The following is a 23,097-nucleotide window of genomic DNA, read 5'->3' as shown; positions in this document are numbered from 1 at the left end:
GCGCCGCGCCATTGTCTGAGCACCATGTCTTTCTCCACGCTGTAGCGGAGCCTTTTCATGCCATCCCCCCTCGCAACCCGCTTCCTGCACGCCGTGGCGTTGCTCGCCGGGTTGGCCGCGTCCGTCGATACCCTGGCCGCGACTTGCCCTGCGGGGCAGCGCCAGGTCTGCCTGGACACCTGCATGTGCCTGCCAGACCTGGGTGCCGTGCTCGGTCCGGTGCTGTCGGATACTCGCAAGATGGCCGCCCAGGCATTGGCCGTCTGGCTGCAGCAGTCTCGCGATCAGGCCGTGCAGGGCGGCACCGAGCCGATTCCGCTGGCTATTCGCGCCCAGCTGCAGCCTTACTACCCCGACGATGTGCTGATGGCGGCGCGTTATTCCGTCGGAGCGCTGGATGACCTGAATGCCGGTCAGGCGATCATGCAGAACCCGGACACCGAGGCCGTCACGCTGGTGGATGTGATCGTCTTCCGCAGCGAGGAAGACGCGCAGAAGGACGTCGCCCTCTGGGCCCACGAGCTGTGGCACGTGAAGCAGTACCAGGAGTGGGGCGTGCAGGGCTTCGCTACGCGCTACTCGGAAAACTTCGATGCTGTGGAGGCGCCGGCCTACGAGATGCAGCGCCGGGTTGCGAAGGACCTGCGCGACGGCAAGGTCTCCGCGCAGAAGAACTGACCTCAGCGACTGGCGCTGGCCTCCGGCTCCGGCGTACCGCCGCCCAGAGCCTTGCACAGGGCAATCAGCGTCAGGCGCAGCTGGGTGTCGCTGTCGACTACGTCGCGGCGTGATTGCAGGTAGGCGCGCTGGGCGTCCAGTTCCACCAGGAAGTCGGTCATGCCGCCGGCGTAGCGCGCCTTGGCCATGCCGTAGGCGGCGTCGCTGCTGTGCAGTTTTTCCTGCAGGCGCTGGTTGCGCTGGCGTTCGGCGCCGTAGTGGCTCAGCGCGTCGTCGACTTCCTGCCAGGCCTTGAGCACGGTCTGCTGGTAGGACACGGCGGCTTCCTGCTGTTCCAGCTTGCGCAGGTTGATCTGCGAGCGGCGCCGGCCGTTGTCGAAGATCGGCAGCGAGAGGCTCGGGCCGACCGTCCAGGTCCGGCTTCCCCAATCGCCGAATTTGCTGTCTTCCACCGACTCGTAGCCGAAATGCGCGCCCAGGCGGATGGTCGGATAGAGGTCGGCCACGGCCACGCCGATGTTGGCGGTGGCGGCGTGCAGTTGGGCTTCGGCGGCGCGGATATCCGGGCGGCGGCGGGCGACTTCCGAGGGTAGGCCGAGGCTCAGGTCCGGTGTTTGCGGCGCAGTCTGCGCAACGGGTTTCAGGTCATCGCGCAGGCTGCCCGGCTTGGCGCCGATCAGTACGCCGATCTGATTGATGGCCGCGCTCTCGCTGGCCTGCAATTGCGGCAGGCTGGAGCGCAGCTCGGCGAGTTGGCCGCGCTGGCGTTCGACATCGAAATCGTCCACCAACCCGCCATCAGCACGCACCTGGATCAGTTGCATGGATTCCTCGGTGGCGGCGATGTCCTGCTGCGCCACCGCAATCTGTTGCTGCACGCCGCGCAGCTCGAAGTAGCTGCGGGCCAGTTCCGCCGAAACGCCCAGGCGGGTTTCCTCGAACATCGCCTGCTGCGCATCGACACTGGCATCGGCGGCCTCGATGGAGCGACGGATGCGGCCCCACAGGTCGGGCTCCCACGAAGCGTCGAAACCAGCCTGGTAGAGCGTGAAGGGCTCGGCCAGGACCTTGGCGATCTGGCCGCTGTCACCGGTCGGTGCGATGCGCTGGATCATCAGCGCGTTGGAGCCGTTCTCGCTCAGGCGCTGGCGATTCACCGCCGCCGAGGCGTTGACGTCGACGCCGCGCTGGGCCGCCACCATCTGCCGCTGCATGCGGCTCTGGGCGAAGCGCAGCACGGCGGTATTGAGGTCCGGGCTGGCCTTGTCGGCGCGGCGTTGCAGGTTGTTCAGCACCGGGTCGTTGAACAGGGTCCACCAGTCCTCGCTGAGCCGGGTATTGCCCTCCACCGGATGCAGTTGTCCGGCGCCGGCGTGGGCGGCCTGCCAGCTCGCCGGCGCCTGGGTTTTCGGCGCTTCGTAGTCGGGTCCGACGGCGCAGCCTGCAAGGCTGCTGCCCAGCAAGGCCAGGGAGAAGAAACGGGAAGTAAGGTTCATGGGTGACACCCTCTTGCAGACCTAGTCATCCGAAGTGCCCTCGAAGCGTCGCGCGACATAGCCCATCACCAGGCCGCCGACGATGCCGATCACGCCGCAGGCCAGGCCCATGGAGCGGTTGGTCACCATGCCGACGTTCTTCACGTGGGTGGGCAGGCCGAGCAGCCCGAAGAAGAACAGCATCGCCACCGACAAGGCGATCAGGTAGATGCCGCCCGCACGCCAGGACTGGGTGGGAATACCTTTCTTGCGGCAGTACCGGTGGCCCATCCAGAACGGCAGCAGAAGCTGGGTGACGAGGAAGACGATAAAGCTGCTGGTGTCGCTCATGGCTGTCCATTTCCGAAATAGGTCCTCGTCAAGGTATTGCATTCGCTCGCCATGCCGGGTGATCCGTTACGCAAGCCGGTGGCGGAACAGCCACGAGGCAAGCGGCAAGGTGACGGCAGCGACCACCAGCATGGGGATCAGGTTGAGCCCCACGTCGGCCAGGGTCGCGCCTTCGAGGTACACCCGCTGGATCAGGTCGATGCCGAAGCGCAGCGGGTTGGCGTAGGTCACGATCTGCAGGAACTCGGGCATGTTGCGTACCGGCGTGGCGAGGCCGGAGAGCAGCGTCAGCGGCATGATCAGCACGAAGGTGTAGAGCATCGCCTGCTGCATGTTCAGCGACACGGCGGAGATCGACATGCCCAGCCCGACGCAGGCGATGGTGAAGACCGTCAGCCCGCCGTAGAGGTTGAACAGCGAGCCGGCCATGGGTATTCGGAACCAGAACAGCGCCATCAGCAGCACCAGCGTGGCCTGCACCAGGCCAATCAGTAGCGGCGGGATCGCTTTGCCGAACATGATTTCCAGCGGCGTGTAGGGCGTCACCAGCAACTGGTCGAAGGTGCCCTGTTCGCGCTCGCGGGCGACCGAGAGGGCGGTGAGCATCAGCGTCTGCATCATGCTCAGGGTGGCGATCAGCGCGGGGATCAGCGGCCAGCGGGTTTCCAGGTTGGGGTTGTACCAGGAACGGCTGACCACGCTGATCGGCGCCGAGGCCAGGCCCTGTTCGCGGTTGAACTGGTCCACCACCACGGCCAGGCCGGCGGCGGCGGAGCCGGCGGTGTTGGAGTTGCGGCCGTCGAGGATGACCTGGATCGGTGCCGGGTCGCCCTGGGTCAGGCGGGTCTGGAAGTCCGACGGGATGTGAATCACCAGCAGCGCCTTCTGCTCGTCGATCACCGTCTGGATTTCCTCGACGCGGGTAAGGGTCGCCACCCGGTGAAAGATGCCGCTGCCGTCCAGGCGCGAGATGAGCCGCGTCGAGGATTCGCTGTGGCTGAGGTCGAGGATGGCGTAGGGCGCGTCGTTGAGGTCAAAGGTCACGGCGTAGCCGAACAGAACGCTCTGCATCAGCACCGGCGCTACCAGCACGATGCGGTTGGCCGGGTCCTTGAGGATCACCAGCAGTTCCTTGCGCCACAGGTTGAGGATGCGCCAGAGAAATTCCATGCGAGTCAGTCCAGCCGCTTGCGCGTCACCAGCCGCGCCAGGCCCAGCAGGGCGACGGCGTAGGCGGCGAGGATGGCGCAGTTCTTGAAGATCATCGGCCAGAAGTCGCCGGCCAGGAACAGGGATTTCACCAGCTCCATGAAGTAGGTCGCCGGCAGCAGGTTGCCGATCACGCGGATGGCGGTCGGTACGTTGCGCAGGTCGAAGATGAAGCCCGAGAGCATCATCGCCGGCAGGAAGCTGGCGAGCAGGGCGATCTGGCTGGCGAGGAACTGGTTCTTGGTCACCGCCGAGATCAGCAGGCCAATGCCCAGCGCCACCAGCATGTAGAGCATGGAAGAGATCACCAGCACGATGAAGGAGCCGTAGATCGGCACGTCGAAAAGGAAGCGCGCCGCGAGCAGGCACAGCGCCAGCCCGATCATGCCGATGCCGAAGCAGGGGATGATCTTCGCCAGGAGGATTTCCACCGGGCGCACCGGCGTGACGAACAGCGCCTCCAGCGTGCCACGTTCCCATTCGCGGGCCATCACCAGGGCGGTGAGGAAGGCGCCCACCAGCGTCATGATCAGCACGATCAGGCCCGGCACCAGGTACCAGGTGCTGGTGTTGGCGGCGTTGAACCACATGCGCTGGACGATGGTGACCGCGCCAGCCTGGCTCGCTGAGCCGGCGCCACGGTCGGCCTGCTTCTCGGCGTAGCCCGCCAGCGCGCTGCTGACGTAGGTGGAGACGCTGGCGGCGCGGGTGGCGTCCGAACCCTGCACCAGCACCTGGATCTGCGCGTTGCCGTCGTTCAGGCGGCGGGTGAAATCAGAGGGGAACTGCACCACCGCATCCACCTCGCGGGCGCGCATGAGCTTCTCGCCCTCGGCGTAGGAGCGCACCAGGTGCGGCTCCAGGTATTCGGTGCGGCTGATCCCGGCGGCCACGTCGCGGGCCACGGGCGAGGGATCGTCGAGGACGATGGCGACGATGGCGCGCTTCACGTCCAGCGACAGGCCGTAGCCGAAGATCAGGATCAGCGCGATGGGCAGGCCGATGCCGATCAGCAGGTTGCTGCGGTCGCGTACCAGCTGTCGCACTTCCTTGCGGGTCAGCGAGGCCAGGCGCCGCCAGAAGCCGCCGGCGCTCATGCGGCGCCTGCCTTGGCGTGCTGGCGGTTGCTTTCGACTATTTCAATGAACGCCTGCTCCATGTTCAGCGTGCTGCCCTGGCCGCCGGCCTGCTCGCGTACTTCCCGCGGCGTGCCCATGGCCAGCAGCTTGCCGGCGTCCTGGATGACGATGCGGTCGCAGTACTCGGCCTCTTCCATGAAGTGGGTGGTGATGATGATGGTGGTGCCGGAGGCCGCCAGCGCCGTGATGCGCTGCCAGAAGCCGCGGCGGGCGAGGGGGTCGGCGCCGCTGGTGGGTTCGTCGAGGAAGAGGATTTCCGGCTCGTGGAGCAGGCCTACGGCCATGGCCAGGCGCTGCTTGAAGCCGCCGGGGAGCTGGCCGCTGGGCGAGTCCTCCTGGCCGGCGAGGTCGAACTGGTGAGAAACCTCTTCCATCCGCTGCTTCAGCTGCTTGCCGCCCAGACCATAGGCGCCGCCGAAGAAGCGCAGGTTTTCCGCCACCGATAGGTTGCCGTAGAGGGAGAACTTCTGCGACACGTAGCCAACCTTGCGCCGTGCCTGGGCCCGAGCATTGCGCAGGTTGACCCCGGCCACCTGCAGCGTGCCGCTGGTGGCGGGCAACAGCCCGCAGAGCATGCGGAAGGTGGTGGTCTTGCCGGCGCCGTTGGGGCCGAGCAGCCCGAAGATTTCTCCACGGTGCACGCTGAAGCTGGTGCTGGCCACGGCGGTGAAGTCGCCGAACTTGCGCACCAGGTCCTTCACTTCGATCACCGTTTCGTCGCTGTCGGCGTGGCTCTCTCCGTGGCGACGGGTGCCGGCCTTGAGCGATTCCATGTCGACTTGTTCGGCGTCGCTGCGGGCGCGCAGCAGGAACATGAAGCCGTCTTCCAGGCGTGCGTCCACCTGGCGTACCGGCGCGCCATCGAGTAGCTGGTCGAGCTTGCCCTGATCCGCGTCGGGCTGGCGGATGAAGCGCACTTCGCCCGATTGCGGCACGGCATCGACGATGTTCTGGTGGTCGTCCAGCAGCCGCGCCTGCAAGGTGCGCGCGGGTTCGTCCGGGGGCGGGGTGGCGATGAAGCAGAGGTTGTCGGCGTGCTCGCGGATCGATGCCGGGTCACCCTTGGCCATCAGTTGGCCCTGGTGCAGCAGGAAGACTTCGGCGCAGCGCTCGGCCTCGTCCATGTAGGAAGTGGAAACCAGCACGCTGAGCTGCTCCTGCTCGATCAGCTGCTGGATGATCTCCCACAGCTCGCGGCGTGACAGCGGGTCGACGCCGACGGTGGGTTCGTCGAGCAGCAGCAGGTCCGGCGAGCGCACCAGGGTGCAGGCCAGCCCGAGCTTCTGCTTCATGCCGCCGGAGAGCTTGCCCGCCGGGCGGTCGGTGAAGCGTGCCAGGTCGGTCATTTCCAGCAGGCGCTGGTAGCGCTCCTGGCGTTCCTTGTGCGGTACGCCGTGGAGGTCGGCGTAGAGGTCGAGGTTCTCCTGCACGCTCAGGTCTTCGTAGAGGCCGAAGCGCTGCGGCATGTAGCTGATGCGGTCCTGTACCTGTTGTGGGTGGGTGTGGACGTCCAGGTCGAGCACGGTCAGCGTGCCGGCGTTGGCCTGCAGCAGCCCGGCGACCAGGCGCAGGAAGGTGGTCTTGCCGGCGCCGTCCGGACCAACCAGTGCGGTGAGTTGGCCGCGCGGAATGTCCAGGCTGATGTCCTTGAGTGCCTGCACGGTCTTGCCCGACTCCTTCACCAGGAAGTGCTTGGCCAGGCCCTCGGCGCGGATGACCGGGCCTTCGGGGTGGGTTCCCTGAGTCGAGGCCATCAACGCGGCTCGTCGGCGAAGCGCACCGTGGCCGGCATGCCCAGGCGCAGGCGGTTGTCCGGATCGGCCACCAGCACGCGCACTTCATAGACGAGGCTGGTGCGCAGCTCTTCGGTCTGCACCGATTTCGGGGTGAACTCGGCCACCGAGGAGATGAAGCCGACGTGGCCGTCGATGGCCTGGTCCGGGTGGCTGTCGGTGAACACCTGGGCCTTCATGCCCGGCTTGATCCGCCCCAGGTTGGTTTCGCTGACGTAGGCGCGAATCCATTTCGGGTCGGTCAGCGCCAGGGAGTACACCGGGCGCTGCGGCGAGGCCATGTCGCCGGGCTCCAGCAGGCGCGAACGCACGGTGGCGTTCTGCGGGGCCTTGAGGTCGGCCTCGTCGAGGTTGTGCTGCAGCAGCGCCACATCGGCGCGGGCGGCGGCGAGCTGGGCTTCGGCCTGGGCGATGTCTTCCGCCCGCGGGCCGATCTGCGCCAGGCGCAGGGATTTCTGGCGGTCTTCCAGTTCCGCTTGCGCCACCTTCTGCTGCGAAGTGGCGCTGTCGATGTCCTGCTGACTCACGGCGCGGCCGCCGGGGCTGTTGGCACGGATGCTCTCAAGCCGACGCAGTTGGGTGTTGGCGAGGTCAAGCTGGGCGCGGGCTGCCTTGTCCTGTGCCTTGGCGCGGTCGATGTCCTCAGGGCGCGAGCCGTTCTTCAGGCGCAGCAGGTTCTGCTCCTGGGCGGCGATCTGCGCCTGGGCCTTGTCGATCTGCAGGCTCAGGGTGCGCGTGTCGAGGCTGGCCAGCACGTCGCCGGCTTTCACCTGGTCGCCTTCCTCGACATTCATCTTCGCGATGCGCTCGCTGCCGGTGAAGGCCAGCGACACCTGGCGGATGTCCACGTTGCCGTAGAGCACCAGGCGTTTGTCATCACTTTCGCGCGAGTGCAGGTACCACCACACTCCGCCCCCCAGCAGCAGCGCAACCAGCGCTACCAGCACCAGCTTCTTAGGCATGCAGGCCTTCCCTGTTTCGTGACAGCCCGATGAAGGATAGACAGTTCCACGCCGAGCATGCGGACCTGTATCAATGGCGAAACGCTCTGGCCTGCAGGCCCGGCCGCTTCGATGACCGTTCGGCAGCTACCTGGGACGAAGGTTTCAACTGATTGGCGCGGGCGTCTATACAGATTTTCAGTAGCCGTCACACGCAGCGATGTTTCGACTTTTTCGGGCGACGGCTGGAGGCAAGTCCTCCGGTCTTGCGTTATGCCCTGGAAAAACGCTACGTGGGGTCAACCATGTCCAGACTGCGCCTGCCGCTCGCCGTACTGTGCCCGCTCGCCGCGTTTTTCATCGACGGAGCGCCGGCGGCACCGCTCCAGCCTTCGCCTGAATTCAGCTACGACGCCCAGGGCACCACGACGGCGACGCTCACGGCGCAGCGCCACAAGGTGGCGGTGGGCAATCTGCAATACGACACGCTGGTGTTCAACGGCCAGTACGATTCGCCCTTGCTGCGGCTCAAGCCGGGCGGTGCGTTGTCCCTGCGCCTGGACAACCGCATGGACGACATCACCAACCTGCATTTCCACGGCATGACCGTCACGCCGCTGGACGGTGGCGACAGCATTTTCCGCGAGACCAAGTCCCACGAGGTGGGCGAATACCATTTCGCCATTCCCGCCAACCACAGCCCCGGTGCGTACTGGTACCACAGCCACTTCCATGGCGGCGCGCAGTACCAGGTGTCTGCGGGGATCGCCGGGCCGATCATTGTCGATGGCATTCTCGATCCGTTCCCCGAGCTCAAGGGCATCAGGGAGCGTGTGCTGGTGTTGCGCAACTTCCAGAAGACGCTTACCGGCAGGAACGCTACAGAGGTCATCACCAGCGCGCCGTCGATCCGCACCATCAATGGCCAGTTCGAACCGACCATCGATATCCAGCCCGGCGAGACGCAGCTCTGGCACTTCATCAACATCGCCGCCAACCAGTACTTCCGCATTGCCATCGATGGGCAGTCGATGCAGGTGCTGTCCCGCGACGGCAACACGGTAACCCGTCGGGTCGACGCGAAAGAGGTGCTGATCGGCCCGTCGGCGCGCTTCAGCGTGCTGGTGGTGGGGCCGGCGGCCGGGCGGCACGACGTCACCATGGGCGCCGCCAACACCGGGCCGGCGGGGGATACCTATCCGGCGCAGCGGCTGGCCATCCTCGACTCCAGCGGCGCGGCGGTGGCGACGAAGCAGATCACCAGCCCTTATCCGCAGGCCGAGGATTTCCGCCAGGAGAAGGTGGCGAGGGTTCGCCAGTTCGCCTTCCAGGATTCGGACAGCGACCCCAATACCTTCTACATCAACGGCACGCGCTTCGACGCCGGCAAGGTGAATACCACGGTGAAGCTGGGCGACCTGGAGGAGTGGCGGCTGTACAACCCGTCCCAGGAGTTGCACCAGTTCCATATCCACCAGACCGACTTCCAGGTCGTCGAAATCAACGGCAAACCGGTGCGTTTCAGCGGCTACCGGGACAACGTCTACATCCCCGCCACCGGCTCGATCACCCTGCGCATTCCGTTCCGCGATCCGGTGATGCTCGGCAAGTTCGTCTACCACTGCCACATCCTCGAACACGAGGACGGCGGGATGATGCAGGCGATCCAGGTGGTGCGCCCGGAGGACTACGAGCAGGCGGTGAAGCTCGAGCCGCTGGGCGGTATCTACGGCGACAACCAGATGTGCGCCTATCTGCGCAACACCGGGCGGGAGGCTGACAAGAAAGCCAACCCGCTGGCCCAGTGACGGAGGGCGCCGCCATGAACCCCAATCGCCTGACCCTGCCGATCCTCGGTGCGCTGCTGGCCGCGCCTACCGCGCACGCCGACGACGGCCAATACCCCAACGTCGGCCTGGATTACGACGCCACCTTCCAGTACGACTACACCCGCGCCGACCACTCGCAGCCCGGTGGCCGCGAGACGCTGGACGGCTATCCGGACATCAACAGCACCTTCTACTTCCGCTTCAGCCGCGATGCGCAGATCCGCTTCTCCACCGAGATCAACCCGATCGACCCGCCGAACAACGGCGAGAAGCGCTTCTTCGAGGATGTCGGCATGGTCATCAACGAGCTGGACTACTACCAGCAGTTCGACAAGCAGGCCTTCGTCGTCGGCAAGTACCACGTACCCATCGGCCGCGCCATGGACCAGGCGCCGGGCCTCTATACCAGCGATTTCGTCGACACCTACGACATGGACGGCATGCTCGGCGGTACCTACTCCTACCGGTTCTTCAGCCAGACGCTGGGTAACATCGAGCCGAACCTGAGCCTTTACACCGCCGACAACTCCTATCTGGGCCGACCGTATTTCCGCCATGGCGAGATGCTCAAGAAGGACGACGGCGGCCCGGCCAACACCGGCAAGCTGGACTCCTATGCAGTGATGGTGAACTGGCTGGCGATCCCGGCGATTCCCTACCTGGAGCTGCAGGCCGGCTATGCCCGCAGCCGCGAGGGCGACGAGGTGGTGGGGCAGGGCGAGCCGGACGACGAGGTCATCCGCCTGGCCTCGGCGCGCTATATCTGGGCCTTCCGCGGCAACACCCTCGGGCCGACGCTGGACCGGGAATACATGGATATCGTCCCATTCATCGAATACGCCGATGTCGACAGCGAGGATGCCATCAAGGGCAACGACACCCAGTATCTGACCACCTCGCTGACCTTCGACTGGGGGCTGTGGGCGTTTGGCCTGACCCGCACCGACAAGAGTTACAGCCTGAGCGATACACCGGACGACTACCTCAACGAATTCAGCGTGGTCTACAACATCACCGGGCAGCTCAAGCTCGATGTTTCCGCCGGTACGCAGAAGCAGCAGGGCGAGAACTCCAATATCGTCGGCCTGGCGCTGACCTATTCGGGAGGCTATTGAGCATGCGGCTCTGGATACTTTGCCTGGCACTGCTGACGGGCACGGCTGGCGCTGCGACCCGCAGCGATGTCGGCGGGCCGTTCAGCCTGACCGACCAGGACGGCCAGCGCGTCACCGAGCGCAGTTATGAGGGGAGACCGGCGCTGCTGTATTTCGGCTTCACCTCCTGCCCGGACATCTGCCCGACTGACCTGGCGAAGATGGCGCGCATCGCCCGCGCCGTGGAGCAGGAGAAGGGCATCAAGCCGCGGCCGATCTTCGTCACCCTCGACCCTGAGCGTGACACGCCGCAGCAGCTCAAAGGTTACGTCACGCACTTCGACCCGGAGTTCGTCGGCCTCACTGGCACCGCGCAGGAAATCGCCAGCATCACGGACGAGTACCACGTGTTCTACAAGAAGGTGCCCTATGGCGATAAGCCCGGCGACTACATGGTCGACCACTCGACCATGCTCTTCCTGGTCGGCAAGGACGGCGCCTACCTGGACCATTTCGGTCGGGGCCTGAGGGAAGAGGAGATTATCCAGCGGGTCAGCGCACATCTGTCGCCCTGACCCGTTATCCGCCGCGAGATTGCCGGCGGATAACCTGTTCCAGGTTATGCGCCCTACGATGGATGAGGCCGTGGAGCGCGGGCGCGCTTCGTCAGTTGCCGCGCCACTGGCCGGATTGCCTGATAGCGTGGAGTGACACCCCCTCATGGAGGTACCGCCATGGGCACCGAGAAGACCTTCCTGACCGAGCACCCCAGCTCCTGGCGCCTGCGTGCCCTGCGGATGCAATGGTTCGGCGTGGTGTTGCTGTTCCTGGCCGCGGCCCTTGCGGCGTTGACCGACTTTCTGCAGCAGGACGGCGGTGTGGCGACCATTATCGCTTTCGCCGTGGCGGGTTTGCTGGCGCTGGTGGTGGCACGGGTGATCCTGCTGAGCCCTGCGGGAAGGATGCGGGCGCGGCATTCCTGAGCGTCGTCTTGTTATCCAAACTGCCGCCACTTTCTGCGCCAGGGCTTTCCCTCACCCCAACTCTCTGGGAGAGGGTTGGAGTGAGGGGGCGACTCCGCCACGGCCAGGAGAGCGCATCAGCGTCGCGGAATGGACTGCACCTGCGGCTGGATCTGCTGCTGCGGAATCCGCTGGTAGCCCATCTGGCCATCCTCCATGGGCGGTGGAGCCGGTGCATCGTGGCGGTCGTTGTGACCGCCGCAGGACGAGCCGCCGAGCAGCACGGCCAGCGCGCCGATCAGCAGCAGGAAGGTGGACTTTCGCATGTCGTTTCTCCCCGGTGATCCTTACCTTCAGTGAAAGCGAAATCCCCGCACGGGGACGGCTGGCCTGACGAATGGGAGCCGTTGCAACGTAGCGGCCAGGCTGGCCTGGCGATTGCTCGAAACTCTGCCACACGGGCCTGAGCGCTATCGTGCAGATCGCCAGGGCTCAGCCATACTCATCCGGACCTCCCAGGCATCGGGCCCGGGATCAAGGAGTGTGGGATGCTCGATTACGTTGCCCTGGGAATACTGATTTTCGCCGCCGTGGTGCTGTTCTACGGGATCATCGTGCTGCACGACATTCCCTACGAGATTGCCGTACACCGCGATCATCCGCATCAGGACGCGATCCATGCGGCGGGCTGGGTCAGCCTGTTCACCCTGCACGCGCTGTGGCCGTTCCTCTGGATCTGGGCCATGTTGTACCGCAAGGACCGCGGCTGGGGCTTCCACCACGGCAGCACGCCACAGGCCGAGGCGGAGTATCTCGAAGGGCAACTGGCGGAATTGCGCCAGCGGCTGGAGGTACTGGAAGGTCGTACTCCCGCCGTCATTGCCGAACCGCCGCCAGTTCCGCCAGCAGCCGCGCCGTCTAGACCCGGCGGGGAGGGCTGAGCCATGGACCTGTTGCTGATCCTCACCTACACCGCCATCTGCATCGCCATCTTCAAGATCTTCCGCATCCCGCTGAACAAGTGGACAGTGCCCACCGCCGTGCTCGGCGGCGTGGTGCTGATCGGCGCGCTGATCTTCACGATGAACTACAACCACCCGTACTCCGAGGTGGCGCGCTCCTATTTCGTTTCCACGCCGGTGATCCCGGTGGTGACCGGCCAGGTGATCGAAGTGCCGGTGAAAGGCAACGAGATGATCGAGAAGGGCACGGTGCTATTCCGTATCGACCCCAAACCCTTCCAGCTGAAGCTGGACTCGATCAGGGCGCAACTGGTGTCGGCCCGTGCCGACCAGTCCCGCGCGCGCGAGCTGGCGCTGCGCAACGTCGGCAACAAGCGCGATGTCGATCTGACCACCGCGCGCGTCGATGACCTGAATGCCCAACTGGCACTGGCCCAGTTCAACCTCGACAACACGGTGGTGCGGGCGCCGTCCCGCGGGTTCGTCACCCATGTGTCGCTGCGTCCGGGGATGATGGCGACACGCCTGCCGTTGCGCCCCTCGATGGTCTTCGTGCCGGACGAGGGGCACTACTTCGCCGCCTGGATGCGGCAGAACAGCCAGCTGCGCCTGACTGCGGGGGACGAGGCTGAGGTGGCGTTCGACGGGATCCCCGGCAAGGTCTTCACCGGCAGGGTGAAACAGGCGATCGGTGTGATCGGCGAGGGCCAGATACAGCCCTCGGGTACTCTGCTCAGCTATACGGGATCACCGCCGCCGGGGCGCGTACCGGTGATCATCGAGATTACCGACCCGGACTATGCCCAGTACGCCAACCTGATGCCTGGCGGTGCCTACGGCCAGGCGGCGATCTACAGCCAGCACTTCCACCACGTGGCGATCATGCGCAAGATTCTCCTGCGCATGGCGGCCTGGATGAACTACATCTTCCCGTTCCACTGATCCACCCCGCGCTGCGGCCGTCCGGCCGCAGCCATTTCCTCCGCAGTCACCCCAAAAATTGTGGGAGCGAGCTTGCTCGCGAACCGCTTGATGCCTGGAGCTGCCGGCAGACACGGTTCGCGAGCAAGCTCGCTCCCACAGGCACGCCTGAGTCCTGAGCCTTACGGCCTGTCATGAAATGAAAAGCCCCTGTCGCACGATGTGAAGCTTCCCGCCCGGCCCCTGCCTATTGTCCGCTCAAAGGGCGCTTGCCCGCTCCAAACGAAAGCGCCCACGACAACAAGACAACTGGAGATTCCGGCCATGGCCAAAGCCGTTCGTTTCTATGAAACAGGGGGACCCGAAGTCCTGCGTTACGAGGACGTGGAGGTCGGCGAGCCCGGCCCGGGGCAAGTGCGCATCCGCCATGTGGCGGTGGGCCTGAACTACGCCGACACCTACTTCCGCAATGGCACCTACGCCGTTCCGCTGCCCAGCGGCATGGGCGTGGAAGCCGCCGGCGTAGTGGTCGCGGTGGGCGAGGGCGTGACCAACGTCGTGCCCGGCGACCGTGTGACCTACACCGGCTTCATCAACACCCTCGGCGCCTACAGCACCGAGCGTCTGGTTCCGGCGGCGCCGCTGATCCGCCTGCCGGAGAACATCGCCTTCGAGACCGCCGCCGCCATGACCATGCGCGGCCTGACCTCGGCCTACCTGCTGCGCCGCATCCACGACTTCAAGCCGGGCCAGAGCATCCTGCTGCACGCCGCCGCCGGTGGCGTCGGGCTGATCGTTGTGCAGTGGGCGAAGCTGCTCGGTCTGCGGGTGATCGGTACCGTTTCCAGCGATGCCAAGGCCGAAGTGGCCTTCGCCCACGGCTGCGAACACGTCATCAACTACAGCCACGAGAGTGTCGCCGAGCGCGTGCGCGAGCTCACCGACGGACGTGGCGTGGACGTGGTGTTCGACAGCGTCGGCAAGGACACCTTCATGACCTCCCTGGAGTCGCTCAAGCGCCGCGGGCTGATGGTCTGCGTCGGCACCGCCTCCGGCCCGATCCCGCCGTTCGATCCGGTGCTGCTGGCGATGAAGGGCTCGATCTTCCTCACTCGCCCGGCCCTGGCCGACTACATCGCCGACCCGGCGGAGAAGGCGGCGTTGCTGGATGAGTTGTTTACCCACGTGGGCAACGGCGACATCCGCATCGAGATCAACCAGCACTACGCGCTGGAAGATGCCGTGCAAGCGCACCGCGACCTCGAGTCGCGCAAGACCACCGGCTCGTCGATCTTCGTCATCTGAGGGCGCCGCCATGCACGTAGAACGTCTGACCTGCAGCATCGGCGCCGAGATTTCAGGAGTGAACCTGGGCGATGCGTCGCGCGACGAAGGCCTGTTCGCCGAGCTGCGCGAGCTGCTGCTCAAGCACAAGGTGCTGTTCCTGCGCGACCAGGACTTCAGCCGCGCCGAGCACGTCGCCTTCGCCCGCCGCTTCGGCGAGCTGGAAGACCACCCGGTGGCCGGCAGCGACCCGGAGCATCCGGGCCTGGTGCGCATCTACAAGACCCCGGACCTGCCCAACGACCGCTACGAAAACGCCTGGCACACAGACGCCACCTGGCGCGAGGCGCCGCCCCTGGGCTGCGTCCTGCGCTGCGTGGAGTGCCCGCCGGTAGGCGGCGACACCATGTGGGCGAACATGGCCTTGGCCTACGACATGCTCCCGGCCGAGATCAAGGAGCGCATCGAAAAGCTGCGCGCCCGCCACAGCATCGAGGCCAGCTTCGGCGCCGCCATGCCGATCGAGAAGCGCCTGGCGCTCAAGGCCATGTACCCGGACGCCGAGCACCCGGTGGTGCGCACCCACCCCGAAACCGGCGAGAAGGTGCTGTTCGTCAACGCCTTCACCACTCACTTCACCAACTACCACACCCCGCAGAACGTGCGCTTCGGCCAGGACGCCAACCCCGGTGCGTCCGACCTGCTGCGCTACCTGGTGAGCCAGGTGTACATCCCCGAATTCCAGGTGCGCTGGCGCTGGAAGAAGAACGACGTGGCGATCTGGGACAACCGCTGTACCCAGCACTACGCGGTGATGGACTACCCGCCCTGCGTGCGCCGCATGGAGCGCGCCGGAATCATCGGCGACAAGCCGTTCTGAGCCCTCTCGACAACAACAATTCCAGGAGACAGACATGCAATTCTTCGACGATTCGCTGCACCCCGAGAACCAGGAAAAGGTGGTCATCACCACCGCTCCCTATGGCCCGGAATGGATGCCCGAGGACTTCCCCGAAGACATCCCGGTGACCATGGACGAGCAGGTGCAGAAGGCCGTGGACTGCTACGAAGCCGGCGCCACCGTGCTCCACCTGCACGTGCGTGAACTCGACGGCAAGGGCTCCAAGCGCCTGTCCAAGTTCAACGAGCTGATCGCCGGCGTGCGCGAAGCGGTGCCGGACATGATCATCCAGGTCGGCGGCTCGATCTCCTTCGCCCCGGAAAGCGACGGCGAGGCGGCCAAGTGGCTGTCCGACGACACCCGCCACATGCTCGCCGAGCTGACCCCCAAGCCCGACCAGGTGACGGTGGCGATCAACACCACCCAGATGAACATCATGGAGCTGCTCTATCCGGAGTACCTCAAGGGCACTTCCCTGGAGAACCCGCTCTACCAGGCGGCCTATAGCGAGATGACCGTGCCGGCCGGCCCGGCCTGGGTCGAGGAGCACCTCAAGCGCCTGCAGGCGTCGGGCATCCAGCCGCACTTCCAGCTCACCGGCATGCATGCCCTGGAAACCCTCGAGCGCCTGGTGCGCAAGGGTGTCTACAAGGGCCCGCTGAACCTGACCTGGATCGGCATCGGCGGCGGTTTCGACGGCCCCAACCCGTTCAACTTCATGAACTTCGTGCACCGTGCACCGGACGGCGCCACCGTCACCGCCGAGTCGCTGCTCAAGAACGTCCTGCCGTTCAACATGATGGCGATGGCCATGGGGCTCCACCCGCGTTGCGGCATCGAGGACACCATCATCGGCCAGCACGGCCAGCGCATGACTTCGGTCGAGCAGATTCAGCAGTGCGTCCGTGTTGCCCACGAACTGGGTCGCGAAGTCGCCAGCGGCAAGGAAGCGCGCGCCATCTACAAGATCGGCGTGCAGTACGACAGCGTCGAGGAAACCCTGCGCATGAACGGCATGGCGCCCAACCGCCAGCCGGGCCAGAAGTCCGTCCCGCTTCGCGCGTGACAGGCTTGCTGTAGCAAGGGCTACCCCATGATCTTTTCGTATTTGTATCGAAACGGCCCTCTCCCTAACCCTCTCCCTGAAGGGAGAGGGGACCGTTCGGTGCAGGAAGAGACCATGGCGTCAGCCGGCACGGACAACTCCCTCTCCCTTAAGGGAGAGGGCGGGGGAGAGGGGCTGTGCAATGAGAAACCTCAACCCACAACAACAAGAATCCACTGACTCACCCGGAGAGCTAGCGCAATGGCCATCCACTCCGTCGCCCTGGGCGACATCTCTGCTACCGTGCCCAGCGTGCCGCGCCGCTATGCCTGGGTGGTGTTCGCCCTGACCTTCGGCCTGCTGATCTCCGATTACATGTCGCGCCAGGTGCTCAACGCCGTGTTCCCGCTGCTCAAGGTCGAATGGGCCCTGAGCGACGCGCAGCTCGGCCTGCTCAGCGGAATCGTCGCGGTGATGGTCGGTTTGCTGACCTTCCCCCTGTCGCTGCTCGCCGACCGCTGGGGCCGCGTACGCAGCCTGGCGCTGATGGCCATGCTGTGGAGCGTGGCTACCCTGGCCTGCGCCCTGGCGCAGACCTTCCCGCAGATGTTCGCCGCGCGCTTCTTCGTCGGCGTCGGCGAGGCCGCCTATGGCAGCGTCGGCATCGCCGTGGTCATCTCGGTCTTCCCGGCGCACCTGCGCGCCACCCTGACCGGCGCGTTCATGGCCGGTGGCATGTTCGGCTCCGTCCTTGGCATGGGTATGGGCGGCGTGCTGGCCGCGCACCTGGGCTGGCGTTGGGCCTTCGCCGGCATGGCACTGTTCGGCCTGCTGCTGGCGCTGCTCTATCCGCTGATCGTCAGTGAGAAGCGTATCGCCCCGGTAGCCGCCGCCGAAGCGCCGCGCCAGGTCGGCGGGCGCTCGCTGCGCAGCCTGTTCGGCAGCCGTTCGGTGATCGCCGCCTACCTGGGCAGCGGGCTGCAACTCTTTGTCGCCGCCGCCGTGATGGTGTGGATTCCCAGCTACCTGAACCGCTACTACCACCTGGACACCGGCAAGGCCGGGCTGATCTCGGCGGTGATCGTGCTGGTCGGCGGCAGCGGCATGGTGCTCTGCGGCATCCTCTGCGACCGCCTGGGCCGCGCCAATCCGCCGCGCAAGATCATCCTCGCCATCGGCTTCTGCCTGGTCAGCTGCGTGCTGTTGTCCATCGCTTTCCACCTGCCGCCGGGCACCGCGCAGCTGAGTCTGATCTGCCTGGGCATGCTGGTCGCCGCCGGCACTTCCGGGCCGTCTGGCGCCATGGTCGCCAATCTCACCGCGCCGGCGGTACACGGCACCGCCTTCGCCACCCTGACCCTGGCCAACAACCTGCTGGGCCTGGCCCCCGGCCCGCTGCTCACCGGCGTGCTGGCCGACCGCATCGGTCTGGACCGCGCCTTCCAGCTCGTGCCGCTGCTGAGCATCCTTGCCGCGCTGGTGTTCCTCTACGCCCGGCGCCACTACCACAGCGATATCCGCCGCCTGCGCGGCGAAGAGGAGGGCGCGTGATGCCGACTCTCAACCTGGAAATGACCTTCGACTTCATCTGCCCCTGGTGCCTGATCGGCAAGCGCAACCTCGATGTGGCGCTGCGCCTGCTGGCGCGCCAGCGCCCGGAACTGCAGGTGCGAGTTAACTGGCTCGGCTTGCAGCTGCTGCCGCAGCTGCCGATGGAGGGCGAGCCCTTCGCCGAGTTCTACCAGCGCCGCCTGGGCGGCAAGCGTGCTGTGAAGGCGCGCATGGGCGAAGTGCGGCGGGCGGCGGAGGGCGCCAAGATCGACCTCGATCTGGAACGCATCCTCACGATGCCCAACACCACCTATGCGCACCGGGTGTTTCAGCGCGCGGCGCATGTGGGCAGCGAGAACCAGAAGGAGCAGTTGCTGGAGATGATCTTCCGCGCGCACTTCCAGCTCGGCCAGGACATCGGCCAGCGCGATACCCTGCGCCGCCTGCTGCGCGCCTGTGATTTCGACGTGGCTGACTTCGACGAAGCCCTGGCCGACGGCGCGCGCCAGTTCATCGGCCGCCGCGTGGCCCTGGCCGATTCCAGCGTGCCGATGTTCCTCCTCGAAGGCCGCGCTTTCGCCCTCGGCGGGCAGAGCCCGGAGCAGCTGCTGGCGGCGCTCTATCGTGCGCTGGAACGACAGTTCCCGGAGGCGATTCCGGCATGAGCGGTGTGGTCCGTATTCCCGCCGAACGCCTGCCGGCGCGCGGTGGCAGAAGCCTGTTCCATCACGAGAAAGGCATCTTCCTGCTGTTCGATATCGACGGCGAACTGCACGCCATCGAAGACAGCTGCCCCCACGCCGGTGCCTCGCTGTTCAGCGGCCGCCTGGATGGCCCCTGGTTGCAGTGCCCGGCCCATGGCCTGCGCTTCGACGTGGCCACGGGTTGCCCGGCGGGGATCAAGGGTTTCGGCTTGCGCCGGCACGGGATTTCCTGGATCGCCGGCGAGTGCCACGTGGTGATCGCTGATCAGGAGATGCCAGCATGACCGCGCTGATGATTTCCGCGCTCGGCACGCGCAGCCGTACGCTGCTGCCGGGGCTGCTGGTCAGCGCCATGGTGGCGGCTGCCGCGACCTTTCTGTCCGAGCACTACGGCGCGCCGGTGATGCTCTTCGCGTTGCTGCTCGGCCTGGCGATGAACTTCCTCGCCGCCGACAGCGTGTGCAAGGCCGGCATCGAATTCACCGCCCGCGAAATCCTGCGCCTGGGCGTGGCGCTGCTCGGCATCCGCATTACCTTCGGGCAGATCGCCGAGCTGGGCTGGCAGCCGGTGGTCATGGTGGTGGTGCTGGTGACGGTGACCATCCTGGTGTCCATCGCGGCGGCGCGCGCCATGGGCTTCAACTTCCTCTTCGGCCTGCTCACCGGCGGCGCCACCGCCATCTGCGGCGCTTCGGCGGCCCTGGCATTGGCGGCCGCGTTGCCGGCGCACACGCAGAAGGAGAAGGCCACGCTGTTCACCGTGCTCGGCGTGTCGGCACTCTCGACCCTGGCGATGATCCTCTACCCGATGATCGTCCGGTCCCTGGGTCTGCCGCCGCTGCAGGCGGGCATCTTCCTCGGCGGCACTATCCACGACGTGGCCCAGGTGGTCGGCGCTGGCTACAGCCTGTCGAAGGAAGTCGGTGACAGCGCCACGGTGGTCAAGCTGATGCGCGTGGCGATGCTGCTGCCGGTGATTCTCTGCGCGGCGATGATCACCCGCGCACGCGGCGTGGAACCGGGCGACAAACGTCCACCGCTTTTGCCGTGGTTTGCCGTGGGCTTCGTGCTGTTGGCGGCGGTGAACAGCACCGGCTATCTGCCGTCGATGCTGGTTGAAGCCGGTGGGAAGCTGTCGCAGTGGTGCCTGGTGATTTCCATCGCGGCGCTGGGTATGAAGACCCAGCTCAAGGCGCTGGCGACGGTGGGGGTGAAGCCGATCCTGCTGATGGTGGGGGAGACGGTGTTTCTGGCCCTGTTGGTGCTGGGGATGTTGAAGGTCGCGGGTTGAGCCCGCTGCGTCGGTCGTAAGCCGTAGGGCGCATAACGCGCCAGCGTTACCCGCCGACGTGGCTATCGGCGGATAACCCGTTCCGGGTTATCCGCCCTACGCAAAGAATCCTGTTTTGGCTTTGGCTTTGGCTTTGGCTTTGGCTTTGGCTTTGGCTTTGGCTTTGGCTTTGGCTTTGGCTTTGGCTTTGGCTTTGGCTTTGGCTTTTGAGGGCTTCCAGAGAAATATCCGCACGCGCCGAGTGCCCCTTTCAGGAGGCCGAAGGTGATCGGAGTTTCAGGGGTTGAGCGACATGGATGTCGCGAGAGCGGCGATGGGCCAGGGATGGCCCTTCGCCGCGGGCCCCTGAAACTTCGAAGAACCGAGGGTATTTTTCGCGAAGCGAAAAACCGGATGTAGGGGCGAGACTTTTTGGTTCCTTTTGGGGCGTTTGCCAAAAGGGACTCGCCCGAGGGGGCGAAACAAGACGTTCGCGCGTACGCCGAAGCGGCGCGGAAACACTCAACCCCAAGCAAAAGCACTGCGGACAAGGTCCGCTCCTGGGGGAGCCAATTTGTAGGCGCACGCCATGCCCGCGATGTTTTGAGTTGGTGTTTAGCGTCGCATTTGCGTGTTCGGATGTATTGGGTTTCGCCCCCTCGGGCGAGTCACTTCTTTCAAACGCCAAAGAAGTAACCAAGAAGGCTCGCCCCGGACATCCGGTTTTTCGCTTAGGCGAAAAATTCCCTCGTTGAAGCGAAGTTTCAGGGGCACGCTGCGAAGGGCCATCCCTGGCCCATCGCAGCTCTCGCGGCATCCATGCCGCTCAACCCCTGAAACTCCGCTTCAACGAGGCCTCCTGAACGGGGCGTTCGGAGTGCGCTGACGTTTATCTGGAAATCTTGCCAAAGCCAAAGCCAGGGCGTGCTCTTGTAGGAGCGAGCTTGCTCGCGAACCGCACGGCACCGTTCCCCTCAGGGAAAAATCACTCCCCCTCCCGCCCCAGATGTTCCTTGCGCCACGCCGCCGGTGACATCCCGTACTGCACGGCGAACCAGCGGGTGAATGAGCTGGGCATCGAGTACCCCAGCAGATCGGCGATGCGCCCCAGCGAATAGCGCGGGTTTTCCATGTAGCGCAGCACCAGCTCGCGCCTGACCTCGTTGATCAGGTCGGAAAAGGTCACCCCGTTGTCTTCCAGTCGCCGTTGCAGCGTGCGCACGTTCAGGCCCAGCGACTGGGCGATCTGCTCGATGGTCGCGCGGCCCATGGGCAGCAGCAGGTAGATCGACTTGCGCACTTCGTTCAACGTGCTGCCGTCGGTGGCGCCGGGGAGGGAGTCGACGAAGCTGCGTGCGTGACGGGCCATGGCCGGGTCGGCCATGGGGTTGGCGGCGTCGAGGTCAGCGGCGGGAATGACGATGCCGTTGAACTCGCTGCCGAACTCGATCTTGCAGCCGAACAGCCGGCGGTGCACCTGCAGGTCCGCCGGGGCGTCGTGGCTGAAGTTGACGCTGACCGGTCGCCAGTGCGGGCCGAGGAGGGCGGCGCAGAGGCGGTACAGCGTGCCCAGGGCCAGCTCCAGGCCCTGGCGCATGGGCATCGGCGGCACGGTGAGGAGCTCTTCGCGCAGGATCGCCATCTTGCCTTCCTGGTCGACGTACAGCGCCAGGGATTCGTTGAGCAGGTGGCGGTAGCGAATGATGGTATCCATCGCCTCGCGCAGCGTCGCCTGGTGCGACAGCAGCAGGCTGATCACGCCGAAATCGGCGAGCTGGCGCGATTCGGCCATGCGCAGGCCGAAGGTCTCGCAGCCGCTGATGCGCGCCGATTCCTCCAGCAGGGTCACCGCCGTTGCAACGGGAATGCGCTGCTCCGGGTGCTCGAGCATGGATTGGGAAAGGCCCACCGCACTGAGTTGCTGCTGCGGGTTGAGGCCCAGGTGTCGGGCCACTTCCAGATAGTTGGTGAGGGCCGCAATGCGAACCATTGGGGTCATGCCGATCGCCTTCTTGTTCTTGTGGTTGCTCCGTGCCGGCAGGGTTCATGGACGCCTGGCGACCGGGGTGCACGCTGGCTGGGTCGATGACCTCAGATTCTAGCGACAGCTGTAACCAAGCGTGTACGAAAGTTCATGCTTCGGCCAGTGCTTCCAGCGCTCTGGAATGCACCGTACGTCCCGTAACGCACGGCCCCTGGAGAAGCGGCGGTGTGCCGGGCGGAGCGCAGGCTGTCATCAAATGCGAAGTGCCTGACGCTCAATGCAAAGCACCGCCACCGGGGCATCTCTACTGTCTGTCCAACAAGTTCGAAATCACTGAAAGGTGAACCGGTGAACAACAATAAATCTTCCACCACCGTCCTCATGGTTCCCGGCCTGCGCGACCACGTGGCCGAACACTGGCAGACCCTGCTCCAGCAGCGCCTGCCCAATGTCCGCAGCGTACCGCCGCTGACTGAGAACAAGATGGACCTGAATGCCCGCGTCGAAGCCATCCAGCGTGAGCTGGAAAGCATTGACGGCGACGTGATCCTGGTCGCCCACAGTGCCGGTGTGCTGATGGTCGCTCACTGGGCGGCACGCTACAGCCGACCGATCAAGGGCGCATTGCTGGCCACTCCGCCGGACCTGGACGGCGACTGGCCGGCCCATTACCCCAAGCCGACGGTCCTTGCCGAGATGGGCTGGGCGCCGCTGCCACTTGAGCCGCTGCCGTTCCCGACACTGGTGGCCAGCAGCGACAACGACCCGCTGGCGAGCCCCGAGGCTGTGCAGCGCATGGCTCGCCACTGGCGCGCCAGCCTGGTGGAACTGGGCCGCGTCGGCCACCTCAACCCGGCTTCGGGATTCGGTGACTGGCCAGAGGCCGAGGCGCTGATCCAGATGCTCGACAACTGACTCACCCAGGCAACCGATCCAACCACCAACTGATTCAAGAGCAACCCCGGTTCCGGCGTTCGCGCCGGGGCGGGTCCTCGTGCGCCCCG

23 protein-coding genes are annotated in these 23,097 nt (G+C 65.6%); 15 read left to right on the top strand and 8 right to left on the bottom strand.

The window, feature by feature from the left end:
* Window positions 1–57: 57 nt before the first annotated feature.
* Window positions 58–678, top strand: coding sequence for an eCIS core domain-containing protein (locus G4G71_RS17645; RefSeq protein WP_169939327.1), 621 nt, complete (start codon window positions 58–60; stop codon window positions 676–678).
* 2 nt (window positions 679–680) lie between these two features.
* Here G4G71_RS17645 and G4G71_RS17640 read toward each other — a convergent pair whose 3' ends face one another.
* The 6 genes from G4G71_RS17640 to G4G71_RS17615 all read right to left on the bottom strand — a co-directional run bounded on the left by G4G71_RS17640 (window position 681) and on the right by G4G71_RS17615 (window position 7,607).
* Complete coding sequence (locus G4G71_RS17640) at window positions 681–2,174, bottom strand: efflux transporter outer membrane subunit (RefSeq protein ID WP_169939326.1); 1,494 nt, start codon at window positions 2,172–2,174, stop codon at window positions 681–683.
* A 21-nt stretch (window positions 2,175–2,195) separates the two neighbouring features.
* The gene (locus G4G71_RS17635) at window positions 2,196–2,504 is read right to left on the bottom strand and encodes a hypothetical protein (RefSeq protein WP_169939325.1); all 309 of its coding nucleotides are present in this window, start codon (window positions 2,502–2,504) and stop codon (window positions 2,196–2,198) included.
* Between the two features lie 66 nt (window positions 2,505–2,570).
* On the bottom strand, window positions 2,571–3,674 hold the full coding sequence (locus tag G4G71_RS17630) for an ABC transporter permease (protein WP_169939324.1): 1,104 nt from the start codon (window positions 3,672–3,674) through the stop codon (window positions 2,571–2,573).
* A 5-nt stretch (window positions 3,675–3,679) separates the two neighbouring features.
* Window positions 3,680–4,810: an ABC transporter permease gene (locus G4G71_RS17625; RefSeq protein WP_054910178.1), complete on the bottom strand. Its 1,131-nt coding sequence runs from the start codon at window positions 4,808–4,810 to the stop codon at window positions 3,680–3,682.
* Entirely contained in the window at window positions 4,807–6,606 is a 1,800-nt protein-coding gene (locus tag G4G71_RS17620; protein WP_169939323.1) for an ATP-binding cassette domain-containing protein, read from the bottom strand. Before G4G71_RS17620 ends, G4G71_RS17625 begins: the two co-directional genes overlap by 4 nt.
* Window positions 6,606–7,607, bottom strand: a complete 1,002-nt coding sequence (locus G4G71_RS17615; protein WP_169939322.1) for an HlyD family secretion protein — start codon at window positions 7,605–7,607, stop codon at window positions 6,606–6,608. Before G4G71_RS17615 ends, G4G71_RS17620 begins: the two co-directional genes overlap by 1 nt.
* 284 nt (window positions 7,608–7,891) lie before the next feature.
* Here G4G71_RS17615 and G4G71_RS17610 point away from each other — a divergent pair, with 284 nt between their 5' ends.
* From G4G71_RS17610 to G4G71_RS17595, 4 genes are all read left to right on the top strand, one after another.
* Window positions 7,892–9,394 (top strand): multicopper oxidase family protein, encoded by a 1,503-nt coding sequence (locus G4G71_RS17610; protein ID WP_169939321.1) that lies wholly within the window; start codon window positions 7,892–7,894, stop codon window positions 9,392–9,394.
* A 14-nt stretch (window positions 9,395–9,408) separates the two neighbouring features.
* Entirely contained in the window at window positions 9,409–10,530 is a 1,122-nt protein-coding gene (locus tag G4G71_RS17605) for a hypothetical protein (RefSeq protein WP_169939320.1), read from the top strand.
* A 2-nt stretch (window positions 10,531–10,532) separates the two neighbouring features.
* The gene (locus tag G4G71_RS17600) at window positions 10,533–11,084 is read left to right on the top strand and encodes an SCO family protein (protein ID WP_169939319.1); all 552 of its coding nucleotides are present in this window, start codon (window positions 10,533–10,535) and stop codon (window positions 11,082–11,084) included.
* Between the two features lie 159 nt (window positions 11,085–11,243).
* Window positions 11,244–11,492: a hypothetical protein gene (locus G4G71_RS17595; protein ID WP_169939318.1), complete on the top strand. Its 249-nt coding sequence runs from the start codon at window positions 11,244–11,246 to the stop codon at window positions 11,490–11,492.
* A gap of 116 nt (window positions 11,493–11,608) precedes the next feature.
* Here the strand turns inward: G4G71_RS17595 and G4G71_RS17590 are convergent, their stop codons facing one another.
* Window positions 11,609–11,797 (bottom strand): hypothetical protein, encoded by a 189-nt coding sequence (locus tag G4G71_RS17590; protein WP_169939317.1) that lies wholly within the window; start codon window positions 11,795–11,797, stop codon window positions 11,609–11,611.
* Between the two features lie 222 nt (window positions 11,798–12,019).
* On the opposite strand from G4G71_RS17590, the gene G4G71_RS17585 reads away from it, so the two are divergent.
* The 9 genes from G4G71_RS17585 (at window position 12,020) to G4G71_RS17545 (ending at window position 20,130) form a co-directional block, all read left to right on the top strand.
* Window positions 12,020–12,412 (top strand): DUF3302 domain-containing protein, encoded by a 393-nt coding sequence (locus G4G71_RS17585; protein ID WP_169939316.1) that lies wholly within the window; start codon window positions 12,020–12,022, stop codon window positions 12,410–12,412.
* Between the two features lie 3 nt (window positions 12,413–12,415).
* Complete coding sequence (locus G4G71_RS17580; RefSeq protein ID WP_169939315.1) at window positions 12,416–13,375, top strand: HlyD family secretion protein; 960 nt, start codon at window positions 12,416–12,418, stop codon at window positions 13,373–13,375.
* A gap of 303 nt (window positions 13,376–13,678) precedes the next feature.
* A complete protein-coding gene (locus G4G71_RS17575; protein WP_169939314.1) occupies window positions 13,679–14,659 on the top strand; it encodes a quinone oxidoreductase family protein in 981 nt (326 codons plus the stop codon).
* 10 nt (window positions 14,660–14,669) lie between these two features.
* Window positions 14,670–15,518: a TauD/TfdA dioxygenase family protein gene (locus G4G71_RS17570; protein WP_169939313.1), complete on the top strand. Its 849-nt coding sequence runs from the start codon at window positions 14,670–14,672 to the stop codon at window positions 15,516–15,518.
* A 34-nt stretch (window positions 15,519–15,552) separates the two neighbouring features.
* A complete protein-coding gene (locus tag G4G71_RS17565; protein ID WP_169939312.1) occupies window positions 15,553–16,605 on the top strand; it encodes a beta-keto acid cleavage family enzyme in 1,053 nt (350 codons plus the stop codon).
* 240 nt (window positions 16,606–16,845) lie between these two features.
* Entirely contained in the window at window positions 16,846–18,135 is a 1,290-nt protein-coding gene (locus tag G4G71_RS17560) for an MFS transporter (protein ID WP_169939311.1), read from the top strand.
* Window positions 18,135–18,800, top strand: a complete 666-nt coding sequence (locus G4G71_RS17555; protein WP_169939310.1) for a DsbA family protein — start codon at window positions 18,135–18,137, stop codon at window positions 18,798–18,800. Before G4G71_RS17560 ends, G4G71_RS17555 begins: the two co-directional genes overlap by 1 nt.
* Entirely contained in the window at window positions 18,797–19,123 is a 327-nt protein-coding gene (locus G4G71_RS17550) for a Rieske (2Fe-2S) protein (protein WP_169939309.1), read from the top strand. The genes G4G71_RS17555 and G4G71_RS17550 overlap by 4 nt, the downstream gene beginning before the upstream one ends.
* Window positions 19,120–20,130: a YeiH family protein gene (locus G4G71_RS17545; RefSeq protein WP_169939308.1), complete on the top strand. Its 1,011-nt coding sequence runs from the start codon at window positions 19,120–19,122 to the stop codon at window positions 20,128–20,130. The genes G4G71_RS17550 and G4G71_RS17545 overlap by 4 nt, the downstream gene beginning before the upstream one ends.
* 964 nt (window positions 20,131–21,094) lie before the next feature.
* Here G4G71_RS17545 and G4G71_RS17535 read toward each other — a convergent pair.
* A complete protein-coding gene (locus G4G71_RS17535; RefSeq protein ID WP_169942717.1) occupies window positions 21,095–22,099 on the bottom strand; it encodes an AraC family transcriptional regulator in 1,005 nt (334 codons plus the stop codon).
* A 375-nt stretch (window positions 22,100–22,474) separates the two neighbouring features.
* Here G4G71_RS17535 and G4G71_RS17530 point away from each other — a divergent pair, with 375 nt between their 5' ends.
* Window positions 22,475–23,008, top strand: coding sequence for an RBBP9/YdeN family alpha/beta hydrolase (locus G4G71_RS17530; protein WP_401035565.1), 534 nt, complete (start codon window positions 22,475–22,477; stop codon window positions 23,006–23,008).
* Window positions 23,009–23,097 lie beyond the last annotated feature (89 nt).

The sequence above is a fragment of the Pseudomonas multiresinivorans genome (assembly GCF_012971725.1).
Taxonomy (GTDB): domain Bacteria; phylum Pseudomonadota; class Gammaproteobacteria; order Pseudomonadales; family Pseudomonadaceae; genus Pseudomonas; species Pseudomonas multiresinivorans.
The sequence above is the reverse complement of the archived record's forward strand: the minus strand, read 5'-3'. Positions and strand labels throughout refer to the sequence as shown.

Excerpts from the sequence above, each read along its gene's own strand:
- G4G71_RS17640 (WP_169939326.1), bottom strand. The coding sequence starts at position 2,174 with ATGAACCTTACTTCCCGTTTCTTCTCCCTGGCCTTGCTGGGCAGCAGC.
- G4G71_RS17575 (WP_169939314.1), top strand. The coding sequence starts at position 13,679 with ATGGCCAAAGCCGTTCGTTTCTATGAAACAGGGGGACCCGAAGTCCTG.
- G4G71_RS17590 (WP_169939317.1), bottom strand. The coding sequence starts at position 11,797 with ATGCGAAAGTCCACCTTCCTGCTGCTGATCGGCGCGCTGGCCGTGCTG.
- G4G71_RS17605 (WP_169939320.1), top strand. The coding sequence starts at position 9,409 with ATGAACCCCAATCGCCTGACCCTGCCGATCCTCGGTGCGCTGCTGGCC.
- G4G71_RS17565 (WP_169939312.1), top strand. The coding sequence starts at position 15,553 with ATGCAATTCTTCGACGATTCGCTGCACCCCGAGAACCAGGAAAAGGTG.
- G4G71_RS17635 (WP_169939325.1), bottom strand. The coding sequence starts at position 2,504 with ATGAGCGACACCAGCAGCTTTATCGTCTTCCTCGTCACCCAGCTTCTG.
- G4G71_RS17580 (WP_169939315.1), top strand. The coding sequence starts at position 12,416 with ATGGACCTGTTGCTGATCCTCACCTACACCGCCATCTGCATCGCCATC.
- G4G71_RS17615 (WP_169939322.1), bottom strand. The coding sequence starts at position 7,607 with ATGCCTAAGAAGCTGGTGCTGGTAGCGCTGGTTGCGCTGCTGCTGGGG.
- G4G71_RS17545 (WP_169939308.1), top strand. The coding sequence starts at position 19,120 with ATGACCGCGCTGATGATTTCCGCGCTCGGCACGCGCAGCCGTACGCTG.
- G4G71_RS17610 (WP_169939321.1), top strand. The coding sequence starts at position 7,892 with ATGTCCAGACTGCGCCTGCCGCTCGCCGTACTGTGCCCGCTCGCCGCG.
- G4G71_RS17550 (WP_169939309.1), top strand. The coding sequence starts at position 18,797 with ATGAGCGGTGTGGTCCGTATTCCCGCCGAACGCCTGCCGGCGCGCGGT.
- G4G71_RS17560 (WP_169939311.1), top strand. The coding sequence starts at position 16,846 with ATGGCCATCCACTCCGTCGCCCTGGGCGACATCTCTGCTACCGTGCCC.
- G4G71_RS17600 (WP_169939319.1), top strand. The coding sequence starts at position 10,533 with ATGCGGCTCTGGATACTTTGCCTGGCACTGCTGACGGGCACGGCTGGC.
- G4G71_RS17585 (WP_169939316.1), top strand. The coding sequence starts at position 12,020 with ATGCTCGATTACGTTGCCCTGGGAATACTGATTTTCGCCGCCGTGGTG.
- G4G71_RS17570 (WP_169939313.1), top strand. The coding sequence starts at position 14,670 with ATGCACGTAGAACGTCTGACCTGCAGCATCGGCGCCGAGATTTCAGGA.
- G4G71_RS17535 (WP_169942717.1), bottom strand. The coding sequence starts at position 22,099 with ATGGTTCGCATTGCGGCCCTCACCAACTATCTGGAAGTGGCCCGACAC.
- G4G71_RS17625 (WP_054910178.1), bottom strand. The coding sequence starts at position 4,810 with ATGAGCGCCGGCGGCTTCTGGCGGCGCCTGGCCTCGCTGACCCGCAAG.
- G4G71_RS17555 (WP_169939310.1), top strand. The coding sequence starts at position 18,135 with ATGCCGACTCTCAACCTGGAAATGACCTTCGACTTCATCTGCCCCTGG.
- G4G71_RS17595 (WP_169939318.1), top strand. The coding sequence starts at position 11,244 with ATGGGCACCGAGAAGACCTTCCTGACCGAGCACCCCAGCTCCTGGCGC.
- G4G71_RS17530 (WP_401035565.1), top strand. The coding sequence starts at position 22,475 with ATGGTTCCCGGCCTGCGCGACCACGTGGCCGAACACTGGCAGACCCTG.
- G4G71_RS17630 (WP_169939324.1), bottom strand. The coding sequence starts at position 3,674 with ATGGAATTTCTCTGGCGCATCCTCAACCTGTGGCGCAAGGAACTGCTG.
- G4G71_RS17620 (WP_169939323.1), bottom strand. The coding sequence starts at position 6,606 with ATGGCCTCGACTCAGGGAACCCACCCCGAAGGCCCGGTCATCCGCGCC.
- G4G71_RS17645 (WP_169939327.1), top strand. The coding sequence starts at position 58 with ATGCCATCCCCCCTCGCAACCCGCTTCCTGCACGCCGTGGCGTTGCTC.